This is a genomic window from Massilia scottii, from assembly GCF_030846495.1.
GTDB classification, from domain to species: Bacteria; Pseudomonadota; Gammaproteobacteria; order Burkholderiales; family Burkholderiaceae_D; genus Telluria_A; species Telluria_A violaceinigra.
On record NZ_JAVCWM010000011.1, the window covers coordinates 78036 to 102975 of the forward strand.

At 62.5% G+C, this 24940-nt stretch carries 23 protein-coding genes and 11 tRNA genes; 25 read left to right on the forward strand and 9 right to left on the reverse strand.

What is annotated here, in order from left to right; translation table 11 throughout:
• The first annotated feature begins 88 nt into the window (after positions 1-88).
• The 7 genes from RBA41_RS16975 (at position 89) to RBA41_RS17005 (ending at position 6795) form a co-directional block, all read left to right on the forward strand.
• Entirely contained in the window at positions 89-697 is a 609-nt protein-coding gene (locus RBA41_RS16975) for an XrtA/PEP-CTERM system exopolysaccharide export protein (protein ID WP_306625461.1), read from the forward strand.
• Between the two features lie 266 nt (positions 698-963).
• Positions 964-1617 (forward strand): hypothetical protein, encoded by a 654-nt coding sequence (locus RBA41_RS16980; protein WP_306625308.1) that lies wholly within the window; start codon positions 964-966, stop codon positions 1615-1617.
• Positions 1618-1660: 43 nt separating this feature from the next.
• Positions 1661-1930, forward strand: a complete 270-nt coding sequence (locus RBA41_RS16985; protein ID WP_306625309.1) for an HPr-rel-A system PqqD family peptide chaperone — start codon at positions 1661-1663, stop codon at positions 1928-1930.
• Positions 1927-2841, forward strand: a complete 915-nt coding sequence (locus tag RBA41_RS16990) for an HprK-related kinase A (RefSeq protein WP_306625310.1) — start codon at positions 1927-1929, stop codon at positions 2839-2841. The genes RBA41_RS16985 and RBA41_RS16990 overlap by 4 nt, the downstream gene beginning before the upstream one ends.
• On the forward strand, positions 2841-3971 hold the full coding sequence (locus tag RBA41_RS16995) for a nucleotidyltransferase domain-containing protein (RefSeq protein ID WP_306625462.1): 1131 nt from the start codon (positions 2841-2843) through the stop codon (positions 3969-3971). The genes RBA41_RS16990 and RBA41_RS16995 overlap by 1 nt, the downstream gene beginning before the upstream one ends.
• Before the next feature lie 157 nt (positions 3972-4128).
• Positions 4129-5076 (forward strand): EDSAP-1 family PEP-CTERM protein, encoded by a 948-nt coding sequence (locus RBA41_RS17000; RefSeq protein ID WP_306625312.1) that lies wholly within the window; start codon positions 4129-4131, stop codon positions 5074-5076.
• 120 nt (positions 5077-5196) lie between these two features.
• Positions 5197-6795, forward strand: a complete 1599-nt coding sequence (locus RBA41_RS17005) for an FAD-binding oxidoreductase (protein WP_306625314.1) — start codon at positions 5197-5199, stop codon at positions 6793-6795.
• On the opposite strand, the gene RBA41_RS17010 is transcribed toward RBA41_RS17005, so the two are convergent.
• From RBA41_RS17010 to RBA41_RS17035, 6 genes are all read right to left on the reverse strand, one after another.
• A complete protein-coding gene (locus tag RBA41_RS17010; RefSeq protein ID WP_306625315.1) occupies positions 6782-7537 on the reverse strand; it encodes an N-acyl amino acid synthase FeeM domain-containing protein in 756 nt (251 codons plus the stop codon). The two genes, RBA41_RS17005 and RBA41_RS17010, sit on opposite strands and share 14 nt — an antisense overlap.
• Before the next feature lie 90 nt (positions 7538-7627).
• Positions 7628-10399 carry an XrtA/PEP-CTERM system TPR-repeat protein PrsT gene (gene prsT / locus RBA41_RS17015; protein WP_306625316.1) on the reverse strand — a complete coding sequence of 924 codons (2772 nt, stop codon included), beginning with the start codon at positions 10397-10399 and terminating at the stop codon, positions 7628-7630.
• Positions 10400-10506: 107 nt separating this feature from the next.
• Positions 10507-11154 (reverse strand): N-acyl amino acid synthase FeeM domain-containing protein, encoded by a 648-nt coding sequence (locus RBA41_RS17020; protein ID WP_306625317.1) that lies wholly within the window; start codon positions 11152-11154, stop codon positions 10507-10509.
• A 421-nt stretch (positions 11155-11575) separates the two neighbouring features.
• A complete protein-coding gene (prsT, locus tag RBA41_RS17025; RefSeq protein ID WP_306625318.1) occupies positions 11576-14344 on the reverse strand; it encodes an XrtA/PEP-CTERM system TPR-repeat protein PrsT in 2769 nt (922 codons plus the stop codon).
• A 221-nt stretch (positions 14345-14565) separates the two neighbouring features.
• Positions 14566-14952 carry a PIN domain-containing protein gene (locus RBA41_RS17030; protein ID WP_306625319.1) on the reverse strand — a complete coding sequence of 129 codons (387 nt, stop codon included), beginning with the start codon at positions 14950-14952 and terminating at the stop codon, positions 14566-14568.
• The gene (locus tag RBA41_RS17035; RefSeq protein ID WP_099873564.1) at positions 14946-15143 is read right to left on the reverse strand and encodes a hypothetical protein; all 198 of its coding nucleotides are present in this window, start codon (positions 15141-15143) and stop codon (positions 14946-14948) included. The genes RBA41_RS17030 and RBA41_RS17035 overlap by 7 nt, the downstream gene beginning before the upstream one ends.
• Positions 15144-15521: 378 nt before the next feature.
• Here RBA41_RS17035 and RBA41_RS17040 point away from each other — a divergent pair, with 378 nt between their 5' ends.
• The 3 genes from RBA41_RS17040 to RBA41_RS17050 all read left to right on the forward strand — a co-directional run bounded on the left by RBA41_RS17040 (position 15522) and on the right by RBA41_RS17050 (position 18196).
• The gene (locus tag RBA41_RS17040) at positions 15522-17366 is read left to right on the forward strand and encodes a pre-peptidase C-terminal domain-containing protein (protein WP_306625320.1); all 1845 of its coding nucleotides are present in this window, start codon (positions 15522-15524) and stop codon (positions 17364-17366) included.
• Between the two features lie 176 nt (positions 17367-17542).
• Complete coding sequence (locus RBA41_RS17045; protein WP_306625321.1) at positions 17543-17761, forward strand: hypothetical protein; 219 nt, start codon at positions 17543-17545, stop codon at positions 17759-17761.
• Positions 17762-17950: 189 nt separating this feature from the next.
• Positions 17951-18196: a type II toxin-antitoxin system YafO family toxin gene (locus RBA41_RS17050; protein ID WP_510184552.1), complete on the forward strand. Its 246-nt coding sequence runs from the start codon at positions 17951-17953 to the stop codon at positions 18194-18196.
• Positions 18197-18208: 12 nt separating this feature from the next.
• On the opposite strand, the gene RBA41_RS17055 is transcribed toward RBA41_RS17050, so the two are convergent.
• The gene (locus RBA41_RS17055; protein ID WP_306625324.1) at positions 18209-18397 is read right to left on the reverse strand and encodes a helix-turn-helix domain-containing protein; all 189 of its coding nucleotides are present in this window, start codon (positions 18395-18397) and stop codon (positions 18209-18211) included.
• 79 nt (positions 18398-18476) lie between these two features.
• Here RBA41_RS17055 and RBA41_RS17060 point away from each other — a divergent pair, with 79 nt between their 5' ends.
• The 15 genes from RBA41_RS17060 (at position 18477) to accD (ending at position 22998) form a co-directional block, all read left to right on the forward strand.
• Positions 18477-18968: a hypothetical protein gene (locus RBA41_RS17060; RefSeq protein ID WP_306625325.1), complete on the forward strand. Its 492-nt coding sequence runs from the start codon at positions 18477-18479 to the stop codon at positions 18966-18968.
• Between the two features lie 262 nt (positions 18969-19230).
• Positions 19231-19304, forward strand: a tRNA-OTHER gene (locus tag RBA41_RS17065).
• 85 nt (positions 19305-19389) lie between these two features.
• Positions 19390-19474: transfer RNA gene (locus RBA41_RS17070), tRNA-Tyr, on the forward strand.
• A gap of 39 nt (positions 19475-19513) precedes the next feature.
• Positions 19514-19604, forward strand: a tRNA-Asn gene (locus RBA41_RS17075).
• Between the two features lie 120 nt (positions 19605-19724).
• A tRNA-His gene (locus RBA41_RS17080) sits at positions 19725-19800 on the forward strand.
• 5 nt (positions 19801-19805) lie between these two features.
• Positions 19806-19879 (forward strand) — tRNA-Arg (locus tag RBA41_RS17085).
• Between the two features lie 163 nt (positions 19880-20042).
• Positions 20043-20128, forward strand: a tRNA-Leu gene (locus tag RBA41_RS17090).
• Between the two features lie 131 nt (positions 20129-20259).
• Positions 20260-20335: transfer RNA gene (locus RBA41_RS17095), tRNA-Arg, on the forward strand.
• 163 nt (positions 20336-20498) lie between these two features.
• Positions 20499-20585, forward strand: a tRNA-Leu gene (locus RBA41_RS17100).
• 7 nt (positions 20586-20592) lie between these two features.
• Positions 20593-20895, forward strand: coding sequence for a hypothetical protein (locus RBA41_RS17105; RefSeq protein ID WP_306625326.1), 303 nt, complete (start codon positions 20593-20595; stop codon positions 20893-20895).
• Positions 20896-20917: 22 nt separating this feature from the next.
• Positions 20918-20993 (forward strand) — tRNA-His (locus RBA41_RS17110).
• Positions 20994-21035: 42 nt separating this feature from the next.
• Positions 21036-21111 (forward strand) — tRNA-Trp (locus RBA41_RS17115).
• Between the two features lie 7 nt (positions 21112-21118).
• Positions 21119-21195, forward strand: a tRNA-Cys gene (locus RBA41_RS17120).
• A 205-nt stretch (positions 21196-21400) separates the two neighbouring features.
• A complete protein-coding gene (locus tag RBA41_RS17125; RefSeq protein ID WP_306625327.1) occupies positions 21401-21967 on the forward strand; it encodes an HNH endonuclease in 567 nt (188 codons plus the stop codon).
• A gap of 158 nt (positions 21968-22125) precedes the next feature.
• A complete protein-coding gene (gene accD, locus RBA41_RS17130; protein WP_306625328.1) occupies positions 22126-22998 on the forward strand; it encodes an acetyl-CoA carboxylase, carboxyltransferase subunit beta in 873 nt (290 codons plus the stop codon).
• A gap of 67 nt (positions 22999-23065) precedes the next feature.
• On the opposite strand, the gene RBA41_RS17135 is transcribed toward accD, so the two are convergent.
• Positions 23066-23914, reverse strand: a complete 849-nt coding sequence (locus RBA41_RS17135) for a DUF3037 domain-containing protein (RefSeq protein ID WP_306625329.1) — start codon at positions 23912-23914, stop codon at positions 23066-23068.
• Positions 23911-24651 (reverse strand): HipA family kinase, encoded by a 741-nt coding sequence (locus tag RBA41_RS17140; protein ID WP_306625330.1) that lies wholly within the window; start codon positions 24649-24651, stop codon positions 23911-23913. The genes RBA41_RS17135 and RBA41_RS17140 overlap by 4 nt, the downstream gene beginning before the upstream one ends.
• Between the last annotated feature and the right edge of the window lie 289 nt (positions 24652-24940).

A 24940-nucleotide genomic window follows, 5' to 3' on the forward strand; every position in this document is an offset into this window, starting at 1 on the left:
TGTTGTAATTAAAATTGCATTGCAGTACTTCAATACCGGCGCCGTCCGCATAAAGGAAAATCAGGTGAACACGTTCAAATCGCATACGATGAAATGGCTGGGCGGCAGCGCACTGGCGCTGTCCGCCCTGTTGCTGGGCGGCTGCGCTTCCCCGGTCTCGACCGTGGTACCCGATCCGCTGCCGGCCACCGCCCATGAATACCTGATCGGCCCGGGCGACAGCGTCAACATCGTGGTCTGGCGCAATCCGGAAGTGTCGACGTCGGTGCCGGTGCGTCCGGACGGCAAGATCACCACCCCGCTGGTGGAAGACTTGCAGGCCAGCGGCAAAACCTCGACCACCCTGGCGCGCGATATCGAAAAAGCGCTGGAAAAGTACATCCAGCAACCGGTGGTGACGGTGATCGTGACCAGTTTCGTCGGCAATTACAGCGAACAGATCCGCGTGATCGGCCAGGCGGCCCGTCCGCAAGCCCTGGCTTACCGGCGCGACATGTCGCTGATGGATGTGCTGATCGCGGTCGGCGGCGTCACGGAGTTTGCCTCGGGCAACAAAGCCATCGTCATCCGCAAGGTCGACGGCAAGTCGGAAAAGCTGGCCGTGCGCTTGAACGACCTGATCAAGCAGGGCGATATTTCGGCGAATATCTACATGCGGCCGGGCGACGTGCTGGTGATTCCGGAGAGCTTCTTTTAAGCGCGCTGCCACGCCTTCTTCCAAAGCTGGTCGACAACGGGCCCAAGTCGTGGAATACTTGCGCAAAAGACAGGATGTCGGGTTTTTTTACAGGCTGGGCCGCGCAATGGCCGGGCCGCTAGCACACCCTGCCGCCAAGCCTTTGATCTAGATCAGATTTTTATGGCGCAATGCGCCGATGGTATGGAAATTGCATGGATTGCTCCGTATCGTGCACGCCTGACTGGGCATCGCCTGACGGTGCTTTTCAATTCGAGGAAACTGACGTGACTAACAATGAGCAACAGGACCGCCCCAGCGGCGAACCAGCCCAGCCGCAAGCGGGCTTGTCAGTGTCGGGGAATGCGCGGCGCCGCTTTACGCGCGCCGGCGTGGGCGTGTCCGGGGTCCTGATGACCCTGGCCAGCCAGCCCGGCATGGCCGCCACCACGTGCGCTTCCCCGTCCGGCTCGCTGTCGAACGGCCTGCAATCGAGCCACCGGCCCGATAATCCCCTGACCTGCGGCGGCAATTCGCCGGGCTTTTACGCCAACAATCCGGCGGGCTGGCCATCGACGCCGGCGTCCACGCGCCACTTCAAGGATATTTTCCCGGTCAACGCCGGCCAGGCCGCGCTCGGCGAACTGGCCCTGGTCGACGTGCTCAAGACCAACGGCAAGAAAAACGGCGGCAACAGCGGCAAGGGCCCGTTCAAGAGCGAAGACCTCGATCCGCACAATGTGGCCAGCCATGTGGTCGCCGCCTACCTGAACATCCAGACCAAGCGCTCCACCGTGCTGACCGAAACGCAGTTGCGCAATATCTGGCGCGAATACCAGACCACCGGTGGCGGCAAGCTGGGCTATTACGCACCGACGGCCGGCATCAAATGGTATGGCGACGACATCGTCGCTTACCTGAAAACCACCTTCCATCAGTAGCCTGCACGGCGATGGCGCCGCGCGCGCCCGCCTTTCCGACCTCATGCCGCACGCTCTTTCCTGGCACGTCCTTCCCGGCCAATCCCTGCGCTACCACAGCTGGGACCAGGAAGCGGTCCTGTTTAACGACCTCAGCGGCGACACCCACCTGCTCGACGCCGATGCGCTGGCGCTGCTGCTGGCCGTGAAGGGCGGCGCGGCCGACCTGGCCGCCCTGCGCCTGGCGCTGGACGCCGGGGACGAGGCCGACTCCGCGCTGCAAGCCTTGCTCGAGCAGCTGGCGGGCATTTCCCTGATCGCCGCCCATCCATGACCACCCTGAGCGCGCTCGGCCGCGCCGAACTGGGCCGCCGCCTGCGCGAGGGCAGCATCGACCTGCAGACCGGCGCCTTCGTCACCCGCGTGCATAGCCCCTTTGCCAGCGTGGCCGATGGCTTGCACCTGCTGTACGGCGACTATCCCCTGCTGGAAAACAATGGCTTTGCCGACTTCCACGTCGACGTCGCGCCGCCGCCATCGCTGCGGCGCTGGTACAAGCCGCTGGCGCGCTTCGTCTACGATGGCATGGTGCCCTTCCTGCCGCTGCCGGCCGCGCAAGCGTTTCCCATGTTCGAGTGGGGCATGAACTGGTGCGTGTCGAGCCGCGCCCACGGCTACCTGATCCTGCACGCGGCCGTGGTCGAGAAGCATGGGCGCGCCGCCATCCTGCCGGCCCCGCCCGGCTCGGGCAAGAGCACCCTGTGCGCGGCCCTGGTCAGCCGCGGCTGGCGCCTGCTATCGGACGAACTGGCGCTGGTGCGCCCCGAAGACGGCTTGCTGGCACCGCTGCCGCGCCCGATCAGCCTGAAAAACGCCTCGATCGAGGTGATGCGGCGCTACCAGCCGGACGCCGTCATCAGCCGCCCGGTGCCCGACACCACCAAGGGCACGGTGGCGCACCTGAAGGCGCCGGCCGACAGCATCGCGCGCGCGCGGGAACTGGCGCGCCCGGGCTGGATCGTGTTTCCGAAATACGCGGCGGGCGCGGCCACCACGCTGCTGGAGGTGGCGGCCGCGCGCGCCTTCATGCGCGTGGCCGAGAACGGCTTTAACTACAGCGTGCTGGGCGCGCGCGGCTTCGCCGCCCTGGGTACCCTGGTCGGGCAGTCGCGCTGCATCGATTTCACCTACAGTGCGCTGGACGAGGCGGTGGCCGTGTTCGAGCAGCTCGCGGGCACGCCGTGATGTCCACCGAAGGGCAAGCCGGCCGCGCTCCCCGCAGCGCCGTACCGCTGCTGCTGCAACTGCTGCGCCAGCCCGCGCGCGGCGCCGCCCTGACGCTGGCCGAATGGGACTTGCTGCTGCGCCAGGCCGCCAGCGCGCGCCTGGAAGCGAGCCTGCACGGCTTGCTGGACGAGCACGGCGCGGCCGGCGCGATTCCCCCCCAGGCCAGGCGCCACCTCGACTGGGCCGGGGTGCATGCCGAACGCCACGCGAACGCGGTGCGCTTCGAAGTGGCGCAGATCGGCGCGGCGCTGGCCGCCACCGGCGTGCCGCTGATCCTGCTCAAGGGCGGCGCCTACGCCATGGCGCGCCTGCCGGCGGCGCGCGGACGGCTGTTTTCCGACATCGACATCCTGGTGCCCAAGGACCAGCTGGCCCAGGTCGAAGCGGCGCTGATGCTGCACGGCTGGTCCACGGTGGCGCAGGACGCCTACGACCAGCGCTATTACCGCACCTGGATGCACGAATTGCCGCCGATGAAGCATGCGCGGCGCGCCAGCGTGATCGATGTGCACCACGCGATCCTGCCGGAAACGGCGCGCCTGCGGCCCGACCCGGCCAGGCTGCGCGCCGCCGCCGTGGCCCTGGCGCCGGAAGGACAACCCGCCCCGGGCCAGGCGCCAGTCCATGTGCTGGCCCCGGCCGACATGGTGCTGCACAGCGCCGTGCACCTGTTCCATGACGGCGAATTCGACCACGGCCTGCGCGACCTGCTCGACCTGCACCGCCTGCTGAGCAGCCTGGGCGCCGCGCCCGGTTTCTGGGAAGCGCTGCCGGCGCGCGCCGCCGAACTGGAACTGGGCCGGCCCCTGTTCTATGCCCTGCGCTACTGCGCGCGCCTGCTGCACACGCCGGTGCCGGCATCGGCCCTGGCCGCCGCGCGCCCGGCCGGACCCGGCGCGCCGCTGCTGGCCCTGATGGACAGCCTGTTCCTGCGCGCCCTGCTGCCGAACCACCCCAGCTGCGCCGACCGCTGGAGCGCCGGCGCGCGCTTTTTGCTGTATATCCGCGGAAACTGGCTGCGCATGCCACCGATATTATTAACAAGACATCTGTTTCATAAGGCTTTTATTTCTCCCCGTAAAGATTAATGCAAGTGCGACATGTCGGTTTTCCTTACACCCCCTCACGCAGCAGCCATAAAATAGTTGGTAAGCCTTTGATTTAAAACAAAGACTATTATCTGGCACGAGTCCTGCTTACACAGAGGCACGTAGGAACAACAAACACAATCCGGGAGAACCACATATGAAACTGACAAAATACCTCGCTGCAGCAGCCGTGTCGGCAGCGTTCGTCGCCGCCCCCGCATCGGCAGCGACCATGGGTATGGCCGACCTGGCCATCACCGGCCTGATCATCCTGAACTCGAACAACGCGCCAGTGACCAACGGCATCGTGATCCAGAACGAAAACCGCACCGGCACCGCGAACTCGAACTTCAACAATGCGCAAGGCACCGGCGCCGGCCTGGGCAACATTTTCAGCACCACCATCGGTGGCACGGTCGACGTCCAGAACCGTTGCGCGGGTCCTTCGTGCGGCGCAGGCATGCCAGTTGGCAACTACCCAGGTGGCGTGGAAAACAATTTCACGGCTCACATCCCTGCACCGAGCGGCAACTACGCCATGGGTGACATGTACATCGCCGGCACCGCGCTGGGCGTGACGGGCGCTAACGGCCTGACCCGTGCCGATTCGTCCGTGATGTCGCCAGGTAACGCCGGCAGCGCGAACGCCACCATCGCCAACTCGGCGACCGCGGTAACCACGTTCACCGTCGGCAATACGCTGCAAGCGAAATTCGCGCTCGGCTACAACGCCTACGTGGCTGCGTTCGTCAATGCGATCAACGGCGTCAGCGGTTCCTCGCTGGGCACGATCAGCTGGACGCTGTCGCTGCAGGAAGTGATCGGCAATGTATCGACGACGATCATGAACTGGAGCCCGGCCGAGATCAACGACGGCGTGACCTCGAGCGACATTTCGCAAAACTCGATCAAGGAAAGCTCGGGCACGATCCTGTCGAACCTGGTGACCCTGACCGGCGGCCGTACCTACAAGCTGACCATCAACCAGGCGTCGAACTCGATCGCTTCGGAAGTGCGTGCCGTGCCTGAACCAGGCAGCATGGTCCTGATCGGCCTGGGCCTGCTGGCCTTGGGCGCCGCTTCGCGCCGCAAGGCTGCCAAGTAAGACCGATGCGCGCGCCGGGCTGGCCAGGCCGGTGCGCGCAGTGTGTCAATGAACGACCCGAGCGCGTCAGCGCCCGGGTCGTTTGCTTTTGCGCGCCCGCTTTTAAGCGATAATAGAATCATGGCCTACACCCAGAGCGACCACCCGAGCAATAACATCACCGGCCGCGCGACCGATGTGCGCGGCCAGGTGCGTCCCGAGAGCGTGCGCGCCGTGATCAAGCTGGTGCGCGCGGCGCGCGAGAACGGCACGCCCCTGTACCCGTTCTCGACCGGCCTCAATTTCGGCTACGGCGGCAAGTCGCCCACCATGGCCGGCAGCCTGCTGGTCGACCTCGGCGCGCTCAACGCGATCCGCATGACAGTCGACAAGCGCAACGGCCGGGTGTTGCCGGTGGCCGTGATCGGTCCGGGCGTCACCCAGGGCGCGCTGTACGACTTCCTCGAAGAACACCATCCTAACCTCACGTTCAACGTCACCGGCTCGGCGCGCGCCACCAGCATCATCGGCAATGCGCTCGACCGCGGGGTCGGCTATTTCGGTCCGCGCAAGGAAGACCTGTTCGGGCTGGCCGTGGTGTGCGGCAACGGCAAGCTGCTGCGCACCGGGTTCCGGCGCCTGAAGCGCTCGCCGCTGGGCACCAGCAATCCTTACGGGCTGGGGCCGATGCTCGACGGGCTTTTCTTCCAGAGTAATTTCGGCATCGTCGTCAGCGCCTGCTTTCGCCTCGTGCCCAAGCGTCCCAGGCAGGTGGCGCTGTCGCTGTCGCTGCGGCGCGAAGAGGATTTGCCGGCCTTTATCGACGAGCTGGCCAATTGCAAGCGCGAAGGCTTGATCGAATCGGTCACCCACATCGCCAACCGCGCGCGCACCCACGCCACCCTGGCCTACGGCGTGACGCGCTACCTGGAACAGGAATGCGCGTACACGCCCGAGCGCGCCTTTGGCGAAGCGGAAAGCGTGATGGACCTGATCGCCCCGGGCGAATGGGCCAGCCTGGGGGCGATTACGGGCACCCGCGCCCAGGTCAAGGCCAACCTGGCCGAGATCCGCAAACGCATGAAGGGCCTGGCGCAGGTGCGCCCGATCACCCACCAGTTGCTCGACACCGCCTACGCGGTGGCGCACAAGCTGCGCTTCATTCCGGTCGCGCGCGCGAACGCGGCCGCGATCTCGGCCATCCGCCCCCTGCACACGCTGGCGCTGGGGGTGCCGACCGATGCGGCGATCGATAATTTACTGTGGAAATTCGGGCGCACCGACCTGAACGCGGCCCAGCTCGACCAGTCGAACTGCGGTTTGCTGTTCATTAACCCGGCGCTGCCGCTGGACGGGGCTTTCGTGGCCAAGTTCATCGATGAAATGAAAAAGACGGCGGCGCGCCATTATCACGACACCCTGTACATCACGATCAATATCGAAACCCCGACCTCGCTGGTGGCGGTGATCAACCTGCTGTTCGACCGCAGCAACCTGGAAGGGGTCAAGCGCGCCCACTTCTGCGCCGACCGCCTGCTCGACAAGATCCACGCGATGGGGCTGGAAGTGTACCGGGCACGGGCCGACATGATGGCGGCCATCGTGCGGCGCGACCCGCACTACTGGGCCATCATCCACTCGCTCAAGACCCGGCTCGATCCGGACGGCATCATCGCGCCGGGGCGCTACGATGCCCAGCCGGCCGCGCCAGGCCCCAGGCCGCCTCCTAGCCGAGCTTGATCAGGCGGTTGGCGATGCCCTCTTCCTCGCGCGAGGAGAAAAAATACGGATACAGCGAGCGTTCGGTGCCGGGATTGCTGCCGCTGCCGCCCAGCAGCGCGATCTGCTGCGCCATGTGCTCGACGCTGAGCCACATCAGGTAGGCGGGCGCATCGACCCGGGTATTGTGGCGCAGCTCGGCCTGGTCCTCGAAACCGAGCATGGTCTGGTAAAAGCGCCGGTGGCGCGGATTGACTTCGATCAGCACGTCGGTGCGGCTGTGAATATAGCGCGCGTAGATGAACAGGGTGTGGAACAGGGCCGCCAGCGCCGCCTTGGATTTGACCTGGGGATCGAACGCCAGCTTGGTGATTTCGCACAGGCGCGCGCCGCGCGCGCGGAAGGCATCGACATGGTCGCGGAAAATCTCGTCGGCCAGGATGCCGCGCTCGGAATCGAGCCCCAGTGTCACGGTGCCGATCAGGCTACCCTTGTCGGAAGCCGACAGGGTGATGCGGTTGGGGTCGCGTTCCATGCGCGCCACGTTGTAGCCGCGCGTGGCGTACATTTTACTGATCAGCAGGCTGGCCGAATTGCGCCCCTGGTCGGTATCGGCCAGGCGGATCCCGAAGGTACGGTCGTTGTCGGTGAAGCTGCCGATCAGGCGGCCGTGATCCTCTTCCTCGCCTTTCACCAGATAAGACAACTCGAGACGGTCCTGCTCCTGGCCCATCGCTTCCACTGCATCGTGCCCTGCATTCATGTGAAAACTCCCTGTGGCGCGGCGCCAGCCCGGCACATGGTGCCGCCGAGTAAAGCGCCCGGTGGGCTGCGACTCGCCGTCGTGCCCGCTTTATAGTTGTTTCAGCAAGCCCCGCGCCTCCTCCCCTTGCGGAAATTGCTTGTACTTCTCCACCAACACTTCAAGTTCCTTGCGCGCCGCGTCCTTGTCCTTGGCCTGGATCAGCGCCTTGGCCAGATGCAGGCGGATTTCGGGCACGCCCGGCAATCTGGCGCTGGCGTCGCGCAGCAGCGGCAAGCCGCGCGCCAGGTCGCCCTTTTGCACCAGCAGCCAGCCCAAGGTATCCTTCACCGCCGCGTTGCCGGGCAGCGCCCTGAAGGCCAGCTCGGCGGTCGGCAGGGCGCGCGCATCGCCCGCCAGTTGGTAGGCCACCGCCAGATTGTTCAGGGCGCTCGGGTAGGCAGGCGCCTTCTTCAGTATGGCCTCAAATTCTGTTATTGCTAATTGATATTTTTTATTGGCAATATACTGCTCTCCAAGGTAACCCGGCACCTTGACGTCATCGGGGTTAGCGGCACGCCATTGTTGCACTCGTGCATCAGCTTCCTTGGTCTTGCCGACGATGCGCAAGGCTTCATACAGCTTGATCAGCAGCTCGGCATTGTTGCCCAAAGAAAATGCTTTATCGTACAAGGGGATCGCCGCCATGGCATTGTGCTGCACCAGAAGCACGTCGGCTTCGGCCACGTAGCCAACCGGCAGTTTCGGATGCTGCTTCTGCATGGAACGCGCCACGCCGAGCGCATCGTTGAACTGTTGCTGGCGCAGGTGAGCGCTGGCCAGCGCCAGCTGGGCGTCGAGGTAATTGGGCTGCAGCACCAGGGCGCGCTTGAGCGAGACGCTGGCCGAAGGCAGGTTGCCCATGGCCGCGTGGGCCGAGCCGAGGCGGAAATGGGCTTCGGCCGACTGCGGCGCGGCCACGGTCAGCTTGTTGAAGGTTTCCATGGCGCTGCCATTGTCGCCGGTGGCGAGCTGCAGCTGGCCGAGCTGGTCGAGCACGGCCGGGTTGTCCGGATGGGCCACCAGCAGCTTGCGCATCAGGGTCAGGGATTTGTCGGCGGCGCCCATGCGCACGTAGTGGCCGGCCAGCACGATGGCCGGACCGACCGCGGCCGGGTCGACCGCGCTGGCGCGTTCGAGCAGGGTGCCCGCTTCGGCCAGGCGGCGCTGGGCCACGGCCATGGCGCCGAGCGCGGTGAGCGCTTCGACATTGTTGGGATACTTGGCCAGGAAGGCTTGGTAGCGCTGGCGCGTGGCGTCCAGGTTCTTGGCCTGCATGTCCAGGCGCGCCAGGTTGTCGACCGCGGGAAAGAAATCAGGATGCAGGCCGAGCGCCTTTTCAAAGGCGGCGCGCGCCGCGGCCTGGTCCTTCTTGCCCAGCAGCGCCAAGCCCTTGAGGTTCTGGATCATCGGGTCGCCCGGGGCGCGCGCTTCGAGCGGCGCCAGCGCTGCCAGGGCCTTGTCGAACTGGTTCAGGCGCAGCGCCGTCATGGCCAGGGTGGTGCCGGCATTGCTGGTGGCCTGGTCGAGGGTGCTGGCCAGTTCCAGTTCGCTCAGGGCGCGCGCTTCTTCGCCCTGTTCGAGCTTGCTCAAGCCCAGGGCGGTGCGCAGCTGCGCCTTTTTCGGGTCGAGCGCGCTGGCCCGCTCCAGCAGTTCGGTGGCCTTGCCGAAGTCGCGGTGATCCGTGTACGCCTTGCCGGCAATGGCCAGCAGCTGGGCATCCTGGGAAGCGCCCACGACCGGCGCGAGCACCGCGATGGCGCCCTTGGCGTCGCCGGCGGCGATGCGGGTCGAGGCCAGCAGCTTGCGCGCGTAGTCGCTCTCGGGATGGGCTTCGTGGTATTTTTTCAGGTGCTGCTCGGCTTGCGGCAGCGATTTGAGGGTGAACTGCACCGCGCCGGCCAGCAGCACCGAAGGCATGTGGTCGGGCGCCACGCGCAGCACTTGCTGCAGCGATTCGAGCGCGGCCGCGTGCTTGCCCTGGGTGAAGTCGAGCATGGCGCTGGCGTAGCTGACCATCAGGTTCTTCGGCGCGTTTTTCCTGGCGGCGGCCAGCGACACGGCCGCCTCGTCATAGCGCCGTTCGGCGATGAACAGATAAGCCTTCTGCAGGTGGCCGGAAGCGCTGTTGGGGTCGAGCGCCAGCACCTGGTCGTAGGCGGCCAGGGCGGCTGCCGGATTGCCCTGGGCGCGCTCGAAGTCGCCCTTGAACAGCCAGCTCTGGATATCCTTGGGATTTTTCGTCACGGCCAGGTCGACATAGCGGGCCGCGGCGGCCTTGTCTTCGTTGGCCATGGCAATGTTGGCCAGGCCCATCAGCGCGACCGGGTGGCCGGGATCGAGCTTGAGGGCGCGCTCGAACGCTTCGGTCGCCTCGGCCCGCTTGCCGAGCTGGTAGAACGCGGCGCCGCGCTGGCTGACCACCTTGACGTCGGCCGTATAGGCCTTGTCGGCGGTGGCGTCGATGACTTTCTGGAATTGCCCCTGGAACAGTTGCGCAAGCAACAGCTCGGGCAAGGTGCGTTCGGGCGCCATGCCCAGCTCCATGGCCTTGCGCACTTCCTTTTCGGCCGAGACGGCGTCGCCGAGCTTGTTATAGGTTTCGCCCAGCGCCAGGCGCGCCTCGGGGTCGGTGGGATTTTTGGCGACCGCGTTCTTGAGCTGGATCAGGGCCGACACATGGTCGCCCTGCTGCTGGAACTGTTTGGCCTCGGCCAGCAGGGCTGCCGGCGTTTCGGTCTTGCCACACCCGCTTAATGCACCGAGCATAAGAACGGTGGTGAGGGCGGCGGCGCCGGCCAGGGAGTGCGCGTGCGTTGACATGACGATCCTGTTGTTACAGGCGGTGGCGTGGGCACGCTTCCCGCCGATTGCGTGAATGAAGCGCCGCAGGCATGCCGGTCAGCCGCTGCCGTTGCGCTGGACAGGCGTCAGCCGATCGACAGCAGGCGGTCGGCGATGCCGGCTTCCTCGCGCTTCGAGAAAAAATACGGGTAGAGCGAGCGTTCGGTACCCGCATCGTCGTGCACGCCGCCGAGGCGCTCGATCTCGGCGCCCATGAAATCGAGGCTGAGCCAGAGCAAATGGGCAGGTGCGTCGACGCGCGGATTGATCCTCACCCCGCTCTGGGTGCGAAAACCGAGCATGTGCTCATAATAGCGCCGGTGACGCGGATTGATCTCGATAAAAGCATCCGTGCACTGGTAAATATGATGCGCATAGATGTACAGGATATGAAACAGCGAGCCGAGCGCGAACTTGGAGCGCACGGTGGGGTCGAACGCCAGTTTGCTGATTTCGCACACCTTGGCGCCGCGCGCGCGGAAAACGTCGATATGGTCCTTGAAGACCTCGTCGGCCAGGATGCCGACCGGGGAGTCGACCCCCAGTGTGACTGTGCCGATCACTTCGCCCTGGTCGAAGGCCGACAGGGTGATCTGGTTGGGATTATCTTCAAGCCGATGGGTACCGGCATAACCGCGCCAGGCATACATCTTATTGATGAGCATGCTGGCGCGGTTACGCCCTTCTTCGGTGTCGGCAACGCGGATCCCGAAGCTTCTTGTATTGATCGTCATCTCGGAGATGTTATCAGAATAATCTTCGACAAAAACGCAATGACTACCCAGGTTGCCAGCATCGGGCGCGGGAAAATTGAAACGAGTTGTTTCAACCATATTAAGAACCTGATCCATCGACTATGATCCCGAAGATATTGTCCAAGCTGCGAATTCAGTAACATATTGCTAACTCAGCTATCCTAACATCGCTGGCAAAATGCAGGGAGACAATTAAACTTTTTCTTCGCAAATATGCAACAGACGTCGATGGTTGCGGGAATGGGATGTTGTGATGCTGATGTGAAACTTTCCACCAGCGTTTCCTTCCCCAAATAGCAAAAACCGTCATTTCCGCGCAGGCGGGAATGACGGTTTTTAGTTTTCCAGCTCGCGCTTGGCGCAGCAGACCGGCGCCACCCGAACGGCGGCGCCCTTCTCCTTACAGCGTCTTGGCCAGCGCCTTGGCCTCCTCCATCTGCGCGAAGTTCTTGCTGGCCAGTACCCGCTCCAGTTCGCGTTTGGCACCGGCCTTGTCGCCCGTTTTCGCCAGTCCCGCCGCCAGGTGGAAGCGGATGTCGGCCGCATCCGGCGCCAGCGCGACCGCCTTTTGCAGCAGGGTCAGGCCGCGCTTGGCGTCGCCCTGCTCGACCAGCATCCAGCCCAGGGTATCGGTCACGGCCGCGCTGCTGCCGCCCAGCTCGAAAGCCTTTTCGGCGGTTTTCAGCGCGCGCGGATCTTTTTCCTGCTGGTAAGCCCAGGCCAGGTTGTTCAGCGCCGCGACATTCGCCGGCGCCTCCTTGAGCACCGCTTCGAGCCCGGCAATGGCTGCCTTGTAGCGCTTGTTGGAAAGGTCGTTCTCGGCCACATACAGCGCCAGCGCCACGTCGTTCGGGTGCTCGGTCACCGCCCTGGCCAGGCGCGCATCGGCTTCCTTGCCTTTGCCGGACTGGCGCATGGCCGCATGCAGCTTGATCAGGTTGGCGCTCGACGGCGCCAGCGCGAACGCTTTCTCGAACGAAGCCACCGCTTGCGCCGCCTTGCCCTGCCCCATCGTCAGGTTGCCTTCCAGCTGGTAGCCGAGCGCTTCCTTCGGACGCTGTTTCTGCATCTGGCGCGCAATCGCCAGCGCATCGTCGACCTTGCCGGCGCGCGCGGCCAGCTCGGCCTGGGCCACCTGGGCATCGACAAAGTCGGGCTGCAGCGCCAGCGCCCTTTTCAAGTCCTCGGCGGTGGCGTTCAGGTTCTTCATCTGCGCGTGCACGGTCGCCAGGCGGAAATGCGCCATCGCCGATTTGGGCGCGGCGCCGGCCAGCTTGCCGTAGGTATCGAGCGCGCCGGGCAGGTCGTCATTGGCGATCTGGGCCTGGCCCAGCAGGTCGAGCAAATCGAGGTTTTTCGGATTGGCGACCTGGAACTTGCGCGCCAGGGTCAGCGCCTTTTGCTTCTGGCCGATCGCCAGGTAGTGCGCACCCAGGGTGCGGGCCGGGCCGATCGCTTCCGGATTTTCGCTGCTGGCTTTTTCCAGCCACTGGTTCGCTTCATCGTTGCGCCCTTGCGCCAGGGCCAGCTTGGTCAGGGCGTAGTAGGCTTCGACATTCTTCTTGTCCTTTTCCAGGAAACCGACCAGCTGCTGTTTCGCCAGGTCCGGCTTTTTCTCGCGCAGGGCCAGTTGCGCCAGGTTGGCGGCGGCCGGGAAATAGTCGGCCTTGAGCGAGAGTGCCTTGTCGAAGCTGGCGCGGGCGTTGACCATGTCGTTCATGCCCAGGTACACGCCGCCCTTGAGGTTGTGCACCATCGGGTCGGCCGGCTGGGTCGCTTCGAGCGCCTTGACCGCGGCCAGCGCCTTGTCGTAGCGCTTCATGCGCAGTTCGGTCATCACCAGCAGCACCGCCGCCTTGGGCGACTTGGTGTCGAGCTTGGTCGACTGTTCCAGTTCGCTCACGGCGCGCGCATCGTCGCCGGTGGCCAGCTTGCCCAGCGCCAGCGAGGTGCGCAGCCCGGCCGCGTTCGGCGCCAGGGTGCTGGCCTGCTCGAAGTAGGCGGTGGCCTTGCCGTAGTCGCGCGCCTGCATGTAGGCTTCGCCGGCCAGCGCCAGCAATTGCACGTCATCCTTGCCGGACTCGAGCATCGGCGTGAGCTGGGTCAGCGCTTCGGTGGTCTGGCCCATTTTCAGCAGGGTGCTCACCATCAGCTTGCGCGCGTAGCGGTGCTCGGGCATGGCGGCCAGGTATTTGCGCAGGTGCTGTTCGGCTTGCGGCATCGAGCCGAGCGCATGCTCGACCGCGCCAGCCATCAGCACGCTCGGCATGTGTTCGGGCGCCACGCGCAGGATTTTTTGCAGCGCATCCTTGGCCGCTGCGTGCTTGCCCTGGGTGAAGTCGAGCAGCGCCTGGGCGTAGGCCACCATCAGCGCGTTGGGGGTGAGCTTGCGGGCCGCTTCGAGGTCGGCCCTGGCGGCATCGAACTTGCCTTCCGCGATTTCGACGAAGGCGCGCTCGACGTGGGCCGAGCGGTGGTTCGGCTTGAGCTTCAAGACCTGGTCGTAGGCGGCCAGGGCCGGCCCAGCCTTGGCCTGGGCGCGCAGCATGTCGCCCTTGAACATCCAGGCGGTCGCGTCGTTCGGGTTGCTGGCGACGACCTCGTCGGCCAGGCGGTTGGCTTCCTCCAGATCCTTGCGCGCCAGGGCCTGGCGCGCCGAACCGATCAGCGCGGACACATGGCCCGGTTTCGCGACCAGGGCCTGGGCATACAAGTCCCTGGCCTGGTCGGCGCGGCCGAGGCCGGCGTTGGCGTCGGCGCGCAGGGCCAGCATGTCGGCGTCGCTGCCCGCGTCGGCGGCCAGGTCGAGCACTTTCTGGTATTGCTGCTGCTGCATCAGGGCAGTCGACAGGGCGGGGATGACCTTGTCCTTGGGCACGCCCAGCTCCAGCGCCTTGCGCAATTCTTTTTCGGCCGAGACGGCGTCGCCTGTGTCGATATACAACAGGCCCAGGGTCAGGCGCGCGTCGGCGTCCGCCGGGTTTTTCACCAGTGCATTTTTCAACTGGATCACGGCCGCCTTGCTGTCACCCTTCTGGATGAACTGTTTGGCGTCGGCCACCAGCGACGCCGACGTTTCGGTCTTGCCGCAACCGCCGACGGCGCCCAGCAGTAATAGTGCGGACACCACGGCGGCGCCGGCGTGCGTCTTGGTTCTGGTAACTGGCATGACTTCCCTATCGTGTGCAACGTGAAATGTTTGGCTGGATGACCGTGCGCCGGCCTGCTGGCCGGTCTGGGACGTTCTAATATTCTATATCGATTTCTCGGGAGAACGAGAAGAATAGCGCCCCCGCAGGCAGCCGCTGTGGCGCCCCGGGAGGTGCCCGAAGGCGGGGGGCCGGACGCTGCTACCAGGGGCTCGCGCAGCGCGGGCCCGGACGGGTGCGCCTAGGTGTCGTCGCCGGGAGCGAGGGTGTAGGGCACCACGACTGTATCGCCCGGCACGAAATCGCGGGTATCGCGCGTGATCAGCACGCGCCCGGACAGGTTGGCGGTGGCCTGGATCACGGCATCCGGCAGGCGCATGGCATGCGCCTCGCGCACGCGCGACGCTTCCAGTGCCACCCGGTGGTCGATCGGCACCAGCTCGAACTGGCCCAAAAAGGCTTCGACCAGCAGGCGCTCGTCCTCGTCCTCGTCCACGCCTTCCATGATTTCCATCCACGTCACCACGCTGATGGCCTTGTCGACATAGTGATCGCAGGCCAGTTCCGCTTCCAGGATGCCGTTCAGATAGTCGATCAGGATGTTGGTATCGAACAGCGCTTTTACCATTCGTCGCGCAACCTGTGCTGGTAGCTCACGCCATCTTCGGGAATGCGCTTTTTCCAGATGCCGAAAGCGCTCGGTTGCGGCGCCTGGGGCCGCTCGGCAACCGCGGTCGCTGCGCGCACGCCCCTGCCTGTTTCATCGGCAATGACACCTGGAACATGGGTTACCGCGACGTCGTTCGGATTGCGGCCCATGTTGCGCCTCGAAAGTTGTTCAATGTTAAGTAGTGTATATCATCGTTTGTCCGTCGTCAGCAGACACCCAAGGGAACAGGACTACCCGTTTCGCATGGAAATACACGGAAATACGTGCCATCTGCCGAATAAGCGCGGAAGTAACTGCCCTTTTATGCCGGATTAGGCGGAAATTCAAGTATTTACATCAAGAAGATTTGGCCGCGAAGAGTGAAAGGCAGCAGGCTCGGCCATGAAGAAAATGTGCCGATTGGATACATACATACTCTTGCTCATATGGTAACGTTCTGCCGTCGGAATTGATAGCTCGCCGACAACTTCACCGCCTGCCTGGGCGGGAAGCAAAGATCGATAAAAAACGATGAATCCGGAGACTGAATGAAATCCAAGCAAACCCTGTTCCTGCTCATGGCCGCAGCCTTCGCTGCCGGCGCCACCGCTCAAACCGAACTCGCCAGCGCACAAGGGCAACGCCCCGCACCCGGCATGGAGATCGGCAGCGTCGACGCGGTGCTGAGCGGCTTTGCCGCACAACACGCCAACGGCCGCAGCATGCAAGTGCAATCGGTCCGCGGCAACACCGTGGCCGCCCATATCCGCGACTACGCCAACAAGAATGGCGTGGTGTCGATCAGCGGTACCGCGGTCGACACGCCCGATTCGGTGTTCGTGCTCAAAGGGAACAAGAAGGCCGTGTACGGCTACCTGCTCAAGTACGACACGCGCAAGGCCTACGAATACACCACCGACAGCGCCGGCAAGGTCTGGCTGACGGAAGTGCCGATCACCAAGATCGTGCCCGACTTCGATCCGGAGTTCCGCGACAAGCGCAGCGCGGCCATGCTGGCGATGGCAGTCTCGCATCCGGTCTACAGCCCGATGGCGCTGCGCCAGGCGCGCCACATCGGCCCGTACCAGAATGAAGACCTGACCCAGCTGCAGAGCAAACCGGGCAGCCCTTACGTGTTTTATCTCAACATCACGGCAGTGATGAACGGCACCACCCCGCTCAACGGCGTGACCAAGGAAAACATGTACCGCGCCTGGCAATCGATCGCCGACCAGTATTCGATGCTCAACCTGAACGTGACCACCAGCCGCGCCGTGTACGACGCCGCGCGCACCACCAACCTGCTGCGCACCGGCATCATCAACTTCATCAACCAGGATGGCCGCTCGTTCGCGCCGCTGCGCTCCTTCGGCACTACCGCCGCCGGCACGCTGTACCGCAATCCGTCGTCCGGGTTCGACTATGGCTACGGCATCGGCATGACCGGCGCCCACGAAGTCGGGCACCAGATGGGCATGAACCACGACCGCGGCGGCAGCGGCGGCGAGTATTTCGAGGGCATCGCCGCCTACCAGTGGGGGCCGATCATGGGCAACTACTGGATGGGCGGCGGCTGGGCCAACCAGCTGTTCACGTGGAGCCGCGGCGAGTACACGACGGCCAGCAATTTCGAGGATGACCTGCGCATCATGACCGTGGACGAGGCGGTGCCGTACATGGCCGACGATATCCCGACCACGCGCGCCCTGACCTTGGGCACGGGCGGCGCCATCGATCCGACCCGCAACTTCGGCCAGATCGAACGCAACACCGATACCGATACCTTCACCTTCACCACCACCGGCACGACCACCCTGAACCTGCGCATCGACCCGCTCGAATACCTGCGCATGCTCGATGTCGACGCCAGCATCCTCAACGCGGCGGGCACGGTGGTTGCGCGCAGCAACCTGGCGGTCAACCGCTCGGCCCAGTTCACCAATCTGTCGCTGCCGGCCGGCAGCTACCGCCTGGTGGTGCGCGGCGGCGCCGAGGGCACCCCGGCCAACGGCTTCTCGAACTACTCGTCGCTGGGACACTACGCGATGAAGGGGACGCTGGCGGGCGCGGGCGGCGGCTATCCGGTGCTGGGCAACGGCGTGGCCCTGACCGGCCAGGGCGCGGCCGCAGGCAGCTGGAAGTACTACACGATTGACGTTCCGGCGGGTAAAACCCAGGTCGCGTTCGCCCTCAACGGCGGCAATGGCGACGCCGACATGTTCGTCAAACTGGGCGGCACCCCGACCACGGCCAGCTACAACTGCAAGTCGGACGGGCCGAGCAGCGTGGAAAACTGCTCCATCAATGCGCCAGCGGCAGGCCGCTACTACGTGGGCGTGTATGCCTACACAGCCTACAACACGCTGAGCGTCAAGGCGACCTACGCGCCGTAAGGCATAGCAAGGACGGCAGCGGTCGTGTTAACGACGACCGCTGCCGCGGGCGGCTCTTCCGGACGCGGCCGACTGATGAAAACGATTGAGCCTGGTCAACCTCCCATTGGGCCGAGAATTCGATAGGTGCGGGGGGAACGTGGTAGATTATGTGCACCCGATAAGGTCAGATAATCATGCCCGAACTGAAAAAAAAACCCGCTCCGGTTGTTGGCTCCGGACGACGCAAACCATCCGGCGCCAGCACAACACCCGCACTCGCTGAAGACTTGTCGCCCGAGCAGACAAAACTCTACGGCGCCCTGACATCCGAAAATGGGTTCTCCGTCAGCGAGGCTCGCCGCCATTTCCTCGGTGAATCTTCAGCACCGAAATCCAAGCGCACCCGCAACTAACACCTGTCATTGCGGCCAAGCCCACGCAAGTGTCCAGCTTCATTCGCGCTCAATTCGCAGCAAATAATTTGAGTGTGGCTCAGTTGATCGCTGACTTCGATCAGTGGAAAGCCATTCCCGGCGTCGACGCGGAGACTGCGATCTTCGGGCGCAACGGGCTGAACAAAGGCTCCAGGATCACTTAGCCATGTGCACATGGTTCCTCTGGGAACCGCCGCAGCCGCTCGCTGGAAGGAAAACTTTCGCAAAAAGCGGGGCAACAAAAGCGACCGTTATCTTTTTTACGTCGACGGTGGCCCGGCCTACGGTTTTCTGCTTCTTGCCATCATCGACGATCCGGGGGGACATGCCATTTGGGATAAGTCGAATGAAGATCTTCGCAAAATATGGGACAAGATGGCCGAGCGATTCCACAGTCAGGGAATTGTCCCGTAGCGCCTGTTGGTGCTAGCTGTCCTTGAACAGCGCCGACACCGGACAGTCGAACAGGCTGGCCAGTCCCTCGAGCAGATCGATGCTCAGGGACTTGGTGCTGTTGTTGACCACGCGCGTGAGCTGGGAGTGCGAAATCTCCACGCCCATGGCGGTCAGGCGTTTCCACAGCTCTGTGACGAAACGGATGTCGTGTTCAGCCATCAAAACCTGGACCCGCAGGACGGCTTTGCGCTGTGGCCCCTGGAGGGGCGTGGATAGGGGGGATGGTTTTAGTGTTTGCATGGGTTCGCCGTACCTCACTACGACAGGCGCCATCATACTCTTTTGCCGCTCACCCCGTTTTCATCTGTTGCAAAAAAACCCAAGCAGCGCCATTTATTTGCATCTCATGCAAATTATTTTCGATATTTGCTTGCTTTCCGATTTTGTGCATGTCAGAATGCATTCACTGGCTCAGCAAGAGCACCAACCGCAGCAACGACCACAGGGATTTACCGTGAAAACAACGACGCAACAACAGATGACGACGCAGCGCCCAGCGCGCGGCCTGTCGCTGCTTGCCAGCAGTCTGTTGGCGTCGCTGCAAGTTGCTGTTCTGGCCACCCTGCAAGGCGCCGGCGCCGCCGGGCTCAAGGGTTCCCGTACCCTCGCCGCCGCGCTTGATGCATGCCGTCCTTTGCCAGCGCCCTATTACCACCAACATCACCAGTGGCCCGCATTTTGTGGCGCGAATTGGGAACATACGAACAACATCCGAGGGGGCAACCCCTAGCCGCGGAGGCTCACCCCTCCCCGGCTGACCGGCAGGTCAAGCTCAAGGGCTCGGATGTTCCGCAAGGACTCCGGGCCCTTTTTGTTTTGGCCAGAGGTTTAACCGCAGTACCGCAACACGCAGTCAAGCCCTTTCAGTTTGAGGCCGTCCCCGGACAACCCGGACCAGACGCAGGTTCTTTCACAATTTGGACAGGTATTAAACGGTTCCGCCTGTATCGGTATCGCACCCTCACGTGCGATACCAGTGCGGGTGGAACGGTGCGGGAATAGCTCAATCGCAGAGCGCAACCTTGACGGGTTGAGGCCGGAAGTTCGAATCTTCCATCCCGCGCCATTCCACAAAGCGCTTTCAGACAGCGCCTGGCCCTGCCAGGGGCGATTCACGCCGAGAGGCTTTGTGGAATGGCCGATCAAGCCTTGGGTGACGAGCAGCATTGGCGACTGCAGCGGACTGTAAATCCGCCGTCTCCGACATACGGGGTTCGAATCCCTGGTCACCCACCATCATTCATGCGCCGCTTTCAGGCGGCGCGTATGCCTTTTTCCCCGATACGCTAACTGGTAAGCGGACGCACTGTTAATGCGTTGTCGGCCCGACAGGGTTATGCAGGTTCGAGTCCTGCTTGGGGAGCCAGTTTCAATTGTGGATTAGCTCAGCTGGTAGAGCACTTGACTTTGACTCAAGTTGTCGCAGGTTCGACTCCTGCATCCACTGCCAGTTTGCCGCGTATGACCGCGCGGTTCTTTTTCAATGGTGACGTTAGCTCAGTTGGCAGAGCTTTGGATTGTGATTCCAAGGGCCGCCGGTTCGAATCCGGTACGTCACCCCACTATTCTCACCTTATCAGACGTAAGAGCGCGACGCTACGAACGTCGAGGTCGCAGGTTCGATCCCTGCAGGTGGGTCCATTCAAGGCACGTGTCGCCCGCACGCGGCATTCCCATAGTTCCCGGATAGGGTTCGTGGCGAACACCGTGTGCGGGTTCGGGAAATCAGCCCGGCACGCGCAAGCCGTGGTGCGCTCCGAAAGTTTGATGCGCACTACCCCGGCAGGCAACCGGGACCCGCACCGCGCTCGTGGTGAAAATGGCAGACACACCAGACTTAGGATCTGGCGCCGCAAGGCATTGGGGGTTCGACGCCCTCCGAGCGCACCAATTACCCGTCGTTGCCGGAATCTGCAGCGGCAGTGACAAGTCAATTACTCAGGTTTTCAATGGTGACGTTAGCTTAGTTGGCAGAGCTTTGGATTGTGATTCCAAGGGCCACCGGTTCGAGTCCCATTATTCTCACCTTAGCTCAGATGGAAGAGCGCGACGCTACGAACGTCGAGGTCGCAGGTTCGATCCCTGCAGGTGGGTCCATTCAAGGCACGTGTCGCCCGCACGCGGTAGTCCCATAGTTCCCGGATAGGGTTCGTGGCGAATTCCGTGTGCGGGTTCCGGATATCAGCCCGGCACGCGCAAGCCGTGGTGCGCTCCGAAAGTTTGATGCGCACTACCCCGGCAGGCAACCGGGGCCCGCACCGCGCTCGTGGTGGAAATGGCAGACACACCAGATTCAAAATCTGGCGCCGCAAAGGCATTGAGGGTTCGACGCCCTCCGAGCGCACCAATCACCCATGTTCGCCGCGGTATTGCGCCTGTGGCAAAACTTTGGCGACAGCAACGAGAGCGTCAGCGGCGAAGCCCTGGCCGGACTGGCGTCGCGCAAGGATGAACGCGTGATCGCGGTTTTGCTCGAACGCCTCGATGAGGACTGCATGGTCTTCGAACTGGACGCGGCCGACATGATGGGAAATCCGCTGCTGCTGGCGCCGCTAAACGCGATCAGGAATGCGGTCAGCCGTGACGAGGACAGCAATTCGTACTGGCATAACCACCTCGACGACGCCATCGCGGCTTGCGGCGGCAGCAAAAAGTAATAGTTTTTATAAGGTTTCAATGGTGACGTTAGCTCAGTTGGCAGAGCATTGGATTGTGATTCCAAGGGCCGCCGGTTCAAATCCGGTACGTCACCCCATTTCTTCGATTGCGCGCTTTTCGCCGCGATCATCCAGGCACTATCTCAGTGGCGCAATTGGCAGCGCAGCGGTCTCCAAAACCGAAGGCTGAAGGTTCGACTCCTTCCTGGGATGCCATTTTTACGTGGGGTTGCCCGAGCGGTCCAAGGGCGCAGCCTGCAAAGCTGTTGTTCGCCGGTTCGAATCCGGCACCCCACTCCAATGCAGCGCAAGCGGTATCGCTCGGGCGTCCCTCACGGCGCCCCGGAATGCGCGGTGCGCTGCGCCTTTTTTTTCGTGCTTGCTGCTTTGCCTGCAAGGCGTATTATCACGTTAATACCTGTCCAGATTTTCATTCTCCGGCCAGCGCCCAGGCGCCGATCTTTTCTACTATTCCATTCAAACAGGCATCAGTAAAAGTGAAAATATGACTCCGCAAATCTTAGCACTCGACATCGCAGGAAATCCATTCGGATGGATCTCCGCCCAGGAAGCGATCCACTACTACGCCGTCGGCAAGGTAGCGTGGGAACTGGGCGACCGCGAATTCTTGTTTCGCGGCGGCGTGTCGAATGCGGGCGTGCTCTCGACGATGACGGTCAAGCCGATCATTTCCATTTCGGGCAGCGAGCGCATGACCAAGAAACTGCGCGTGGCGTTGCCGCTGGGTGACGATAACCACCTGCTGTTCGCGCGCGACCGCCATACCTGCGCTTACTGCGGTAACGTCTTCGCCCGCCAGCACCTGTCGCGCGACCACGTGCTGGCGCGCACCCACGGCGGCAAGGATAGCTGGACAAACTGCGTCACCGCGTGCAAGCCGTGCAACCAGGCCAAAGGCGCCACCATGGTGCACGACTTCCATCCGCTGCTGTACGTGCCGTATGTGCCATGCCGTTTCGAGCACTTCATTTTGAGCGGCAGGAATGTGTTGGCGGACCAGCATGATTATCTGTCGGCCAAACTGCCGAAGCACTCGCGTCTCCTGGTCTGAGAAAAGGATGGCGGCGGCGCGCCGGCCGCCGCTTTCGCTTGAGCCTGACGTAAGGTGAGGCTTTAGCATGCGGGCATGACTATCGATCAGAAAGGATCGCACATGCCCCCGCTTTCATTGTTTCATCCTGCCCCACCAACTCCACGCAGTTCCACCACATGAGCTGGCTCGACAAGCTGCTGCCGCCGCGCATCCGGCGCGACGGCGGCGCGCTGCGCCAGTCGATTCCGTCCGGATTGTGGATTCAATGTCCTTCGTGCAAGGCGCCCCTGTACCGCGCCGCGCTGGAAGCGAGCCTGCAGGTGTGTCCCAAGTGCGACCATCATCTGCGCATCCGGGCCCGCGCCCGGCTCGACGCCCTGCTGGACGCCGGCGGGCGCTACGAGATCGGCCAGGAAGTGCTGCCGGTCGACAGCCTGAAATTCAAGGAAAGCAAGCGCTACACCGAACGCCTGCGCGCCGCCACCGAGGCGACCGGGGAAACCGACGCCATGGTGGTCATGGGCGGCGCCATCCTGTCGGTGCCGGTGGTGGTGGCCTGCTTCGAATTCGACTTCATGGGCGGTTCGATGGGCTCGGTGGTCGGCGAGCGTTTCGTGCGCGGGGCGCAGGCAGCCATCGACCAGCAGGTACCGTTCATCTGCTTTACCGCCAGCGGTGGAGCACGCATGCAGGAAGGGTTGATGTCCCTGCTGCAAATGGCCAAGACCACTGCCATGCTGGCCCGGCTGGCGGAAAGGAAGCTGCCCTTTATTTCCGTGCTGACCGATCCGACCTCGGGCGGCGTGTCGGCCTCGTTCTGCTTCCTGGGCGACGTGGTGATCGCCGAGCCAAAGGCCTTGATTGCCTTCACCGGCGCCAGGGTCATCAAAAGTACCCTGGGCGTGACCTTGCCCGATGGTTATCAGCGTCCCGAATTCCTGCTCGAACGCGGCGCGGTCGACATGATTGTCGACCGCAGGCAGATGCGGGCCGAACTATCGGCGCTGCTGGCGCTGCTGCTGAAGCTTCCCACGGATGCCGTCGTCTGACGGAAGCGCGCAGGTGGTGACGACGATCACGTGGCCTGATTGGTATTAAATCGAAGCGAGCAACAGGTCAGTGTCGATAATCATGATCAGTAGCAAATCGAAGAATCCGGGCTTCGTCCTCGGCGGCAACCACCTGTACGTCCGCCGCCAACAGGTCGTTCCGAATTTCTTGAAAAGCGCGATAGGACTTGGTGTTCTCGGCCGGTTCAGTCACGGGGAAGAGCACATTTGGTGGCAAGGCGTTTCGGTTGCGCAGACGACGTATCTTGTCAACCCATTGACCACCATGCGTCAAAATCTTGGTACTGTCCCCTTGAGCAAGATATAGGGGCTTTATTACTCGTTGTGCTTCGCCGTCAACCATGCTTACGAAAGGAAAGTTCACCGCAAAATCTTCGGTTCCGATCTTTTCCCGTTGATATTTCTCCATGACTTTTGCTCGCAAAAGAAGTTTACGAACATTGTTCTCCAACAAACGTTCCTGATATTCTTTTGTCACAAAATTACGTTCGACATAGTGATCGAACAACTGTAGAAGCTTGGCTTTCGGATCTTGGGCCAAGACTAACCGTTGCTCAGCAAATTGCATCATCGCTTCCCGAGGACGAACCATTTCTGCGAAGAGGTTTCGGGCTAGAGACAGGTTTGGCTCCGCCTTGCGCCCGTCTAGCGCCAAGCTGCGAAGCTCTTTAGCAAAGCGATCCAACTCTTCCTTAAATAGCTGACGCCCATCAAGGTAGACTTGACGGTCGAGCTGGTGGAAGAACTGAGTAATTCGACCGTAACGCTTCAATATTCGGAAGCCAAAGAATCGGGCCTCGGGGGCGATCAGGACAATGCCGACGTTAGCGAACTCACCTGTTTCGACAAACGGGCGAAAACGCAGTAGGGCATATTGGCAAGCAAATTTTTTCATGGGGTATTCCAAAAATCTTCCCGGCGACAGCGCTCGATACAACTCTCGATTTCGCCCCACGTTATATCGGCGGGGACGCCATCATCAACATACCACCATGAATCGGGTATGGTAGCACGTATGTCCACCAGCTTTGGCAGGAGGGCTACCAATCTGGCCTGGTAGCGCTCGCGCTCGAGATGGTCACCAAAAATTCCATTCCACTGCCTCGAAAAGACATGTGAACTCAGAAAATTTACAGCATCAAAGTTGCGATCGAAGGCTTGATTGTGGTCGATGACAACCAGCTCTGATGCCTGCATGTCCCATAGTAAATTAGGATTGCCGCCGCGTTCAGTGAGATAGCGATCTTCATTATGGAGCCACCAGTCGAAAATCAGGACGTCGCTCGCTAGTTCGTTTGACACCAAATTACGCGTGATCGCCGTCAACTCCTGAGGATGCGGCAACTCGCGCGATGCAAATACAATTCCGCTTCCCAGTTGGCTGATGTTGGGAAATACCCCTGCTTCGATGAGTTCGATGGCTACTTCCGCCAAAGCGTATTCTGCAATTGGAAGCCCGAACCCCGTCGCGAGTTGGGCCGCAACCCATTCACAAATCTGGCTACGTCTACCAGCACCCTTACCTTTGACGAAATAAATCGCGCCGTCGTTGCCGCGACAGATGAATGGCTCGGTCACCCCTTGCTGTGCTCTCCCCAGGACTTCCTCAATAATGATAGTTGGCTCATTCACGTTCGGCAGCCTCCGTGCTCCAACACACAAATTTTGGCAGCGGGAACCTGGCGTGCGAGAAGAACTTGGGCATGGCAGGCTAGCTAGGTCGTTTAGACGTCCATGATATAGGAGACGACGATGTTTTTAAGCCAATATCATGTCCATGCTCAACATGACGAAGACCATATCCACAAGTGCTGGGCCAACCGATCAAAATCCGCCAGCGTACAGCGAGCCCCTCAGGGAGGCGCGGGCGCATGATTTTCGACATTGCGCGGGGCCGCACGATAGCGGAGCACCTGCGGTG

Coding starts and splice junctions, on each gene's coding strand:
- RBA41_RS16990 (WP_306625310.1), top strand. CDS start 1,927: ATGACCACCCTGAGCGCGCTCGGCCGCGCCGAACTGGGCCGCCGCCTG.
- RBA41_RS17010 (WP_306625315.1), bottom strand. CDS start 7,537: ATGAATGCAGGGCACGATGCAGTGGAAGCGATGGGCCAGGAGCAGGAC.
- RBA41_RS17125 (WP_306625327.1), top strand. CDS start 21,401: ATGACTCCGCAAATCTTAGCACTCGACATCGCAGGAAATCCATTCGGA.
- prsT (WP_306625318.1), bottom strand. CDS start 14,344: ATGCCAGTTACCAGAACCAAGACGCACGCCGGCGCCGCCGTGGTGTCC.
- RBA41_RS17035 (WP_099873564.1), bottom strand. CDS start 15,143: ATGGGCCGCAATCCGAACGACGTCGCGGTAACCCATGTTCCAGGTGTC.
- RBA41_RS16975 (WP_306625461.1), top strand. CDS start 89: ATGAAATGGCTGGGCGGCAGCGCACTGGCGCTGTCCGCCCTGTTGCTG.
- RBA41_RS17055 (WP_306625324.1), bottom strand. CDS start 18,397: ATGGCTGAACACGACATCCGTTTCGTCACAGAGCTGTGGAAACGCCTG.
- RBA41_RS17135 (WP_306625329.1), bottom strand. CDS start 23,914: ATGAAAAAATTTGCTTGCCAATATGCCCTACTGCGTTTTCGCCCGTTT.
- RBA41_RS17000 (WP_306625312.1), top strand. CDS start 4,129: ATGAAACTGACAAAATACCTCGCTGCAGCAGCCGTGTCGGCAGCGTTC.
- RBA41_RS16985 (WP_306625309.1), top strand. CDS start 1,661: ATGCCGCACGCTCTTTCCTGGCACGTCCTTCCCGGCCAATCCCTGCGC.
- RBA41_RS17020 (WP_306625317.1), bottom strand. CDS start 11,154: ATGACGATCAATACAAGAAGCTTCGGGATCCGCGTTGCCGACACCGAA.
- RBA41_RS17005 (WP_306625314.1), top strand. CDS start 5,197: ATGGCCTACACCCAGAGCGACCACCCGAGCAATAACATCACCGGCCGC.
- RBA41_RS17040 (WP_306625320.1), top strand. CDS start 15,522: ATGAAATCCAAGCAAACCCTGTTCCTGCTCATGGCCGCAGCCTTCGCT.
- accD (WP_306625328.1), top strand. CDS start 22,126: ATGAGCTGGCTCGACAAGCTGCTGCCGCCGCGCATCCGGCGCGACGGC.
- prsT (WP_306625316.1), bottom strand. CDS start 10,399: ATGTCAACGCACGCGCACTCCCTGGCCGGCGCCGCCGCCCTCACCACC.
- RBA41_RS17030 (WP_306625319.1), bottom strand. CDS start 14,952: ATGGTAAAAGCGCTGTTCGATACCAACATCCTGATCGACTATCTGAAC.
- RBA41_RS17045 (WP_306625321.1), top strand. CDS start 17,543: ATGCCCGAACTGAAAAAAAAACCCGCTCCGGTTGTTGGCTCCGGACGA.
- RBA41_RS17105 (WP_306625326.1), top strand. CDS start 20,593: ATGTTCGCCGCGGTATTGCGCCTGTGGCAAAACTTTGGCGACAGCAAC.
- RBA41_RS17060 (WP_306625325.1), top strand. CDS start 18,477: ATGGGTTCGCCGTACCTCACTACGACAGGCGCCATCATACTCTTTTGC.
- RBA41_RS16995 (WP_306625462.1), top strand. CDS start 2,841: ATGTCCACCGAAGGGCAAGCCGGCCGCGCTCCCCGCAGCGCCGTACCG.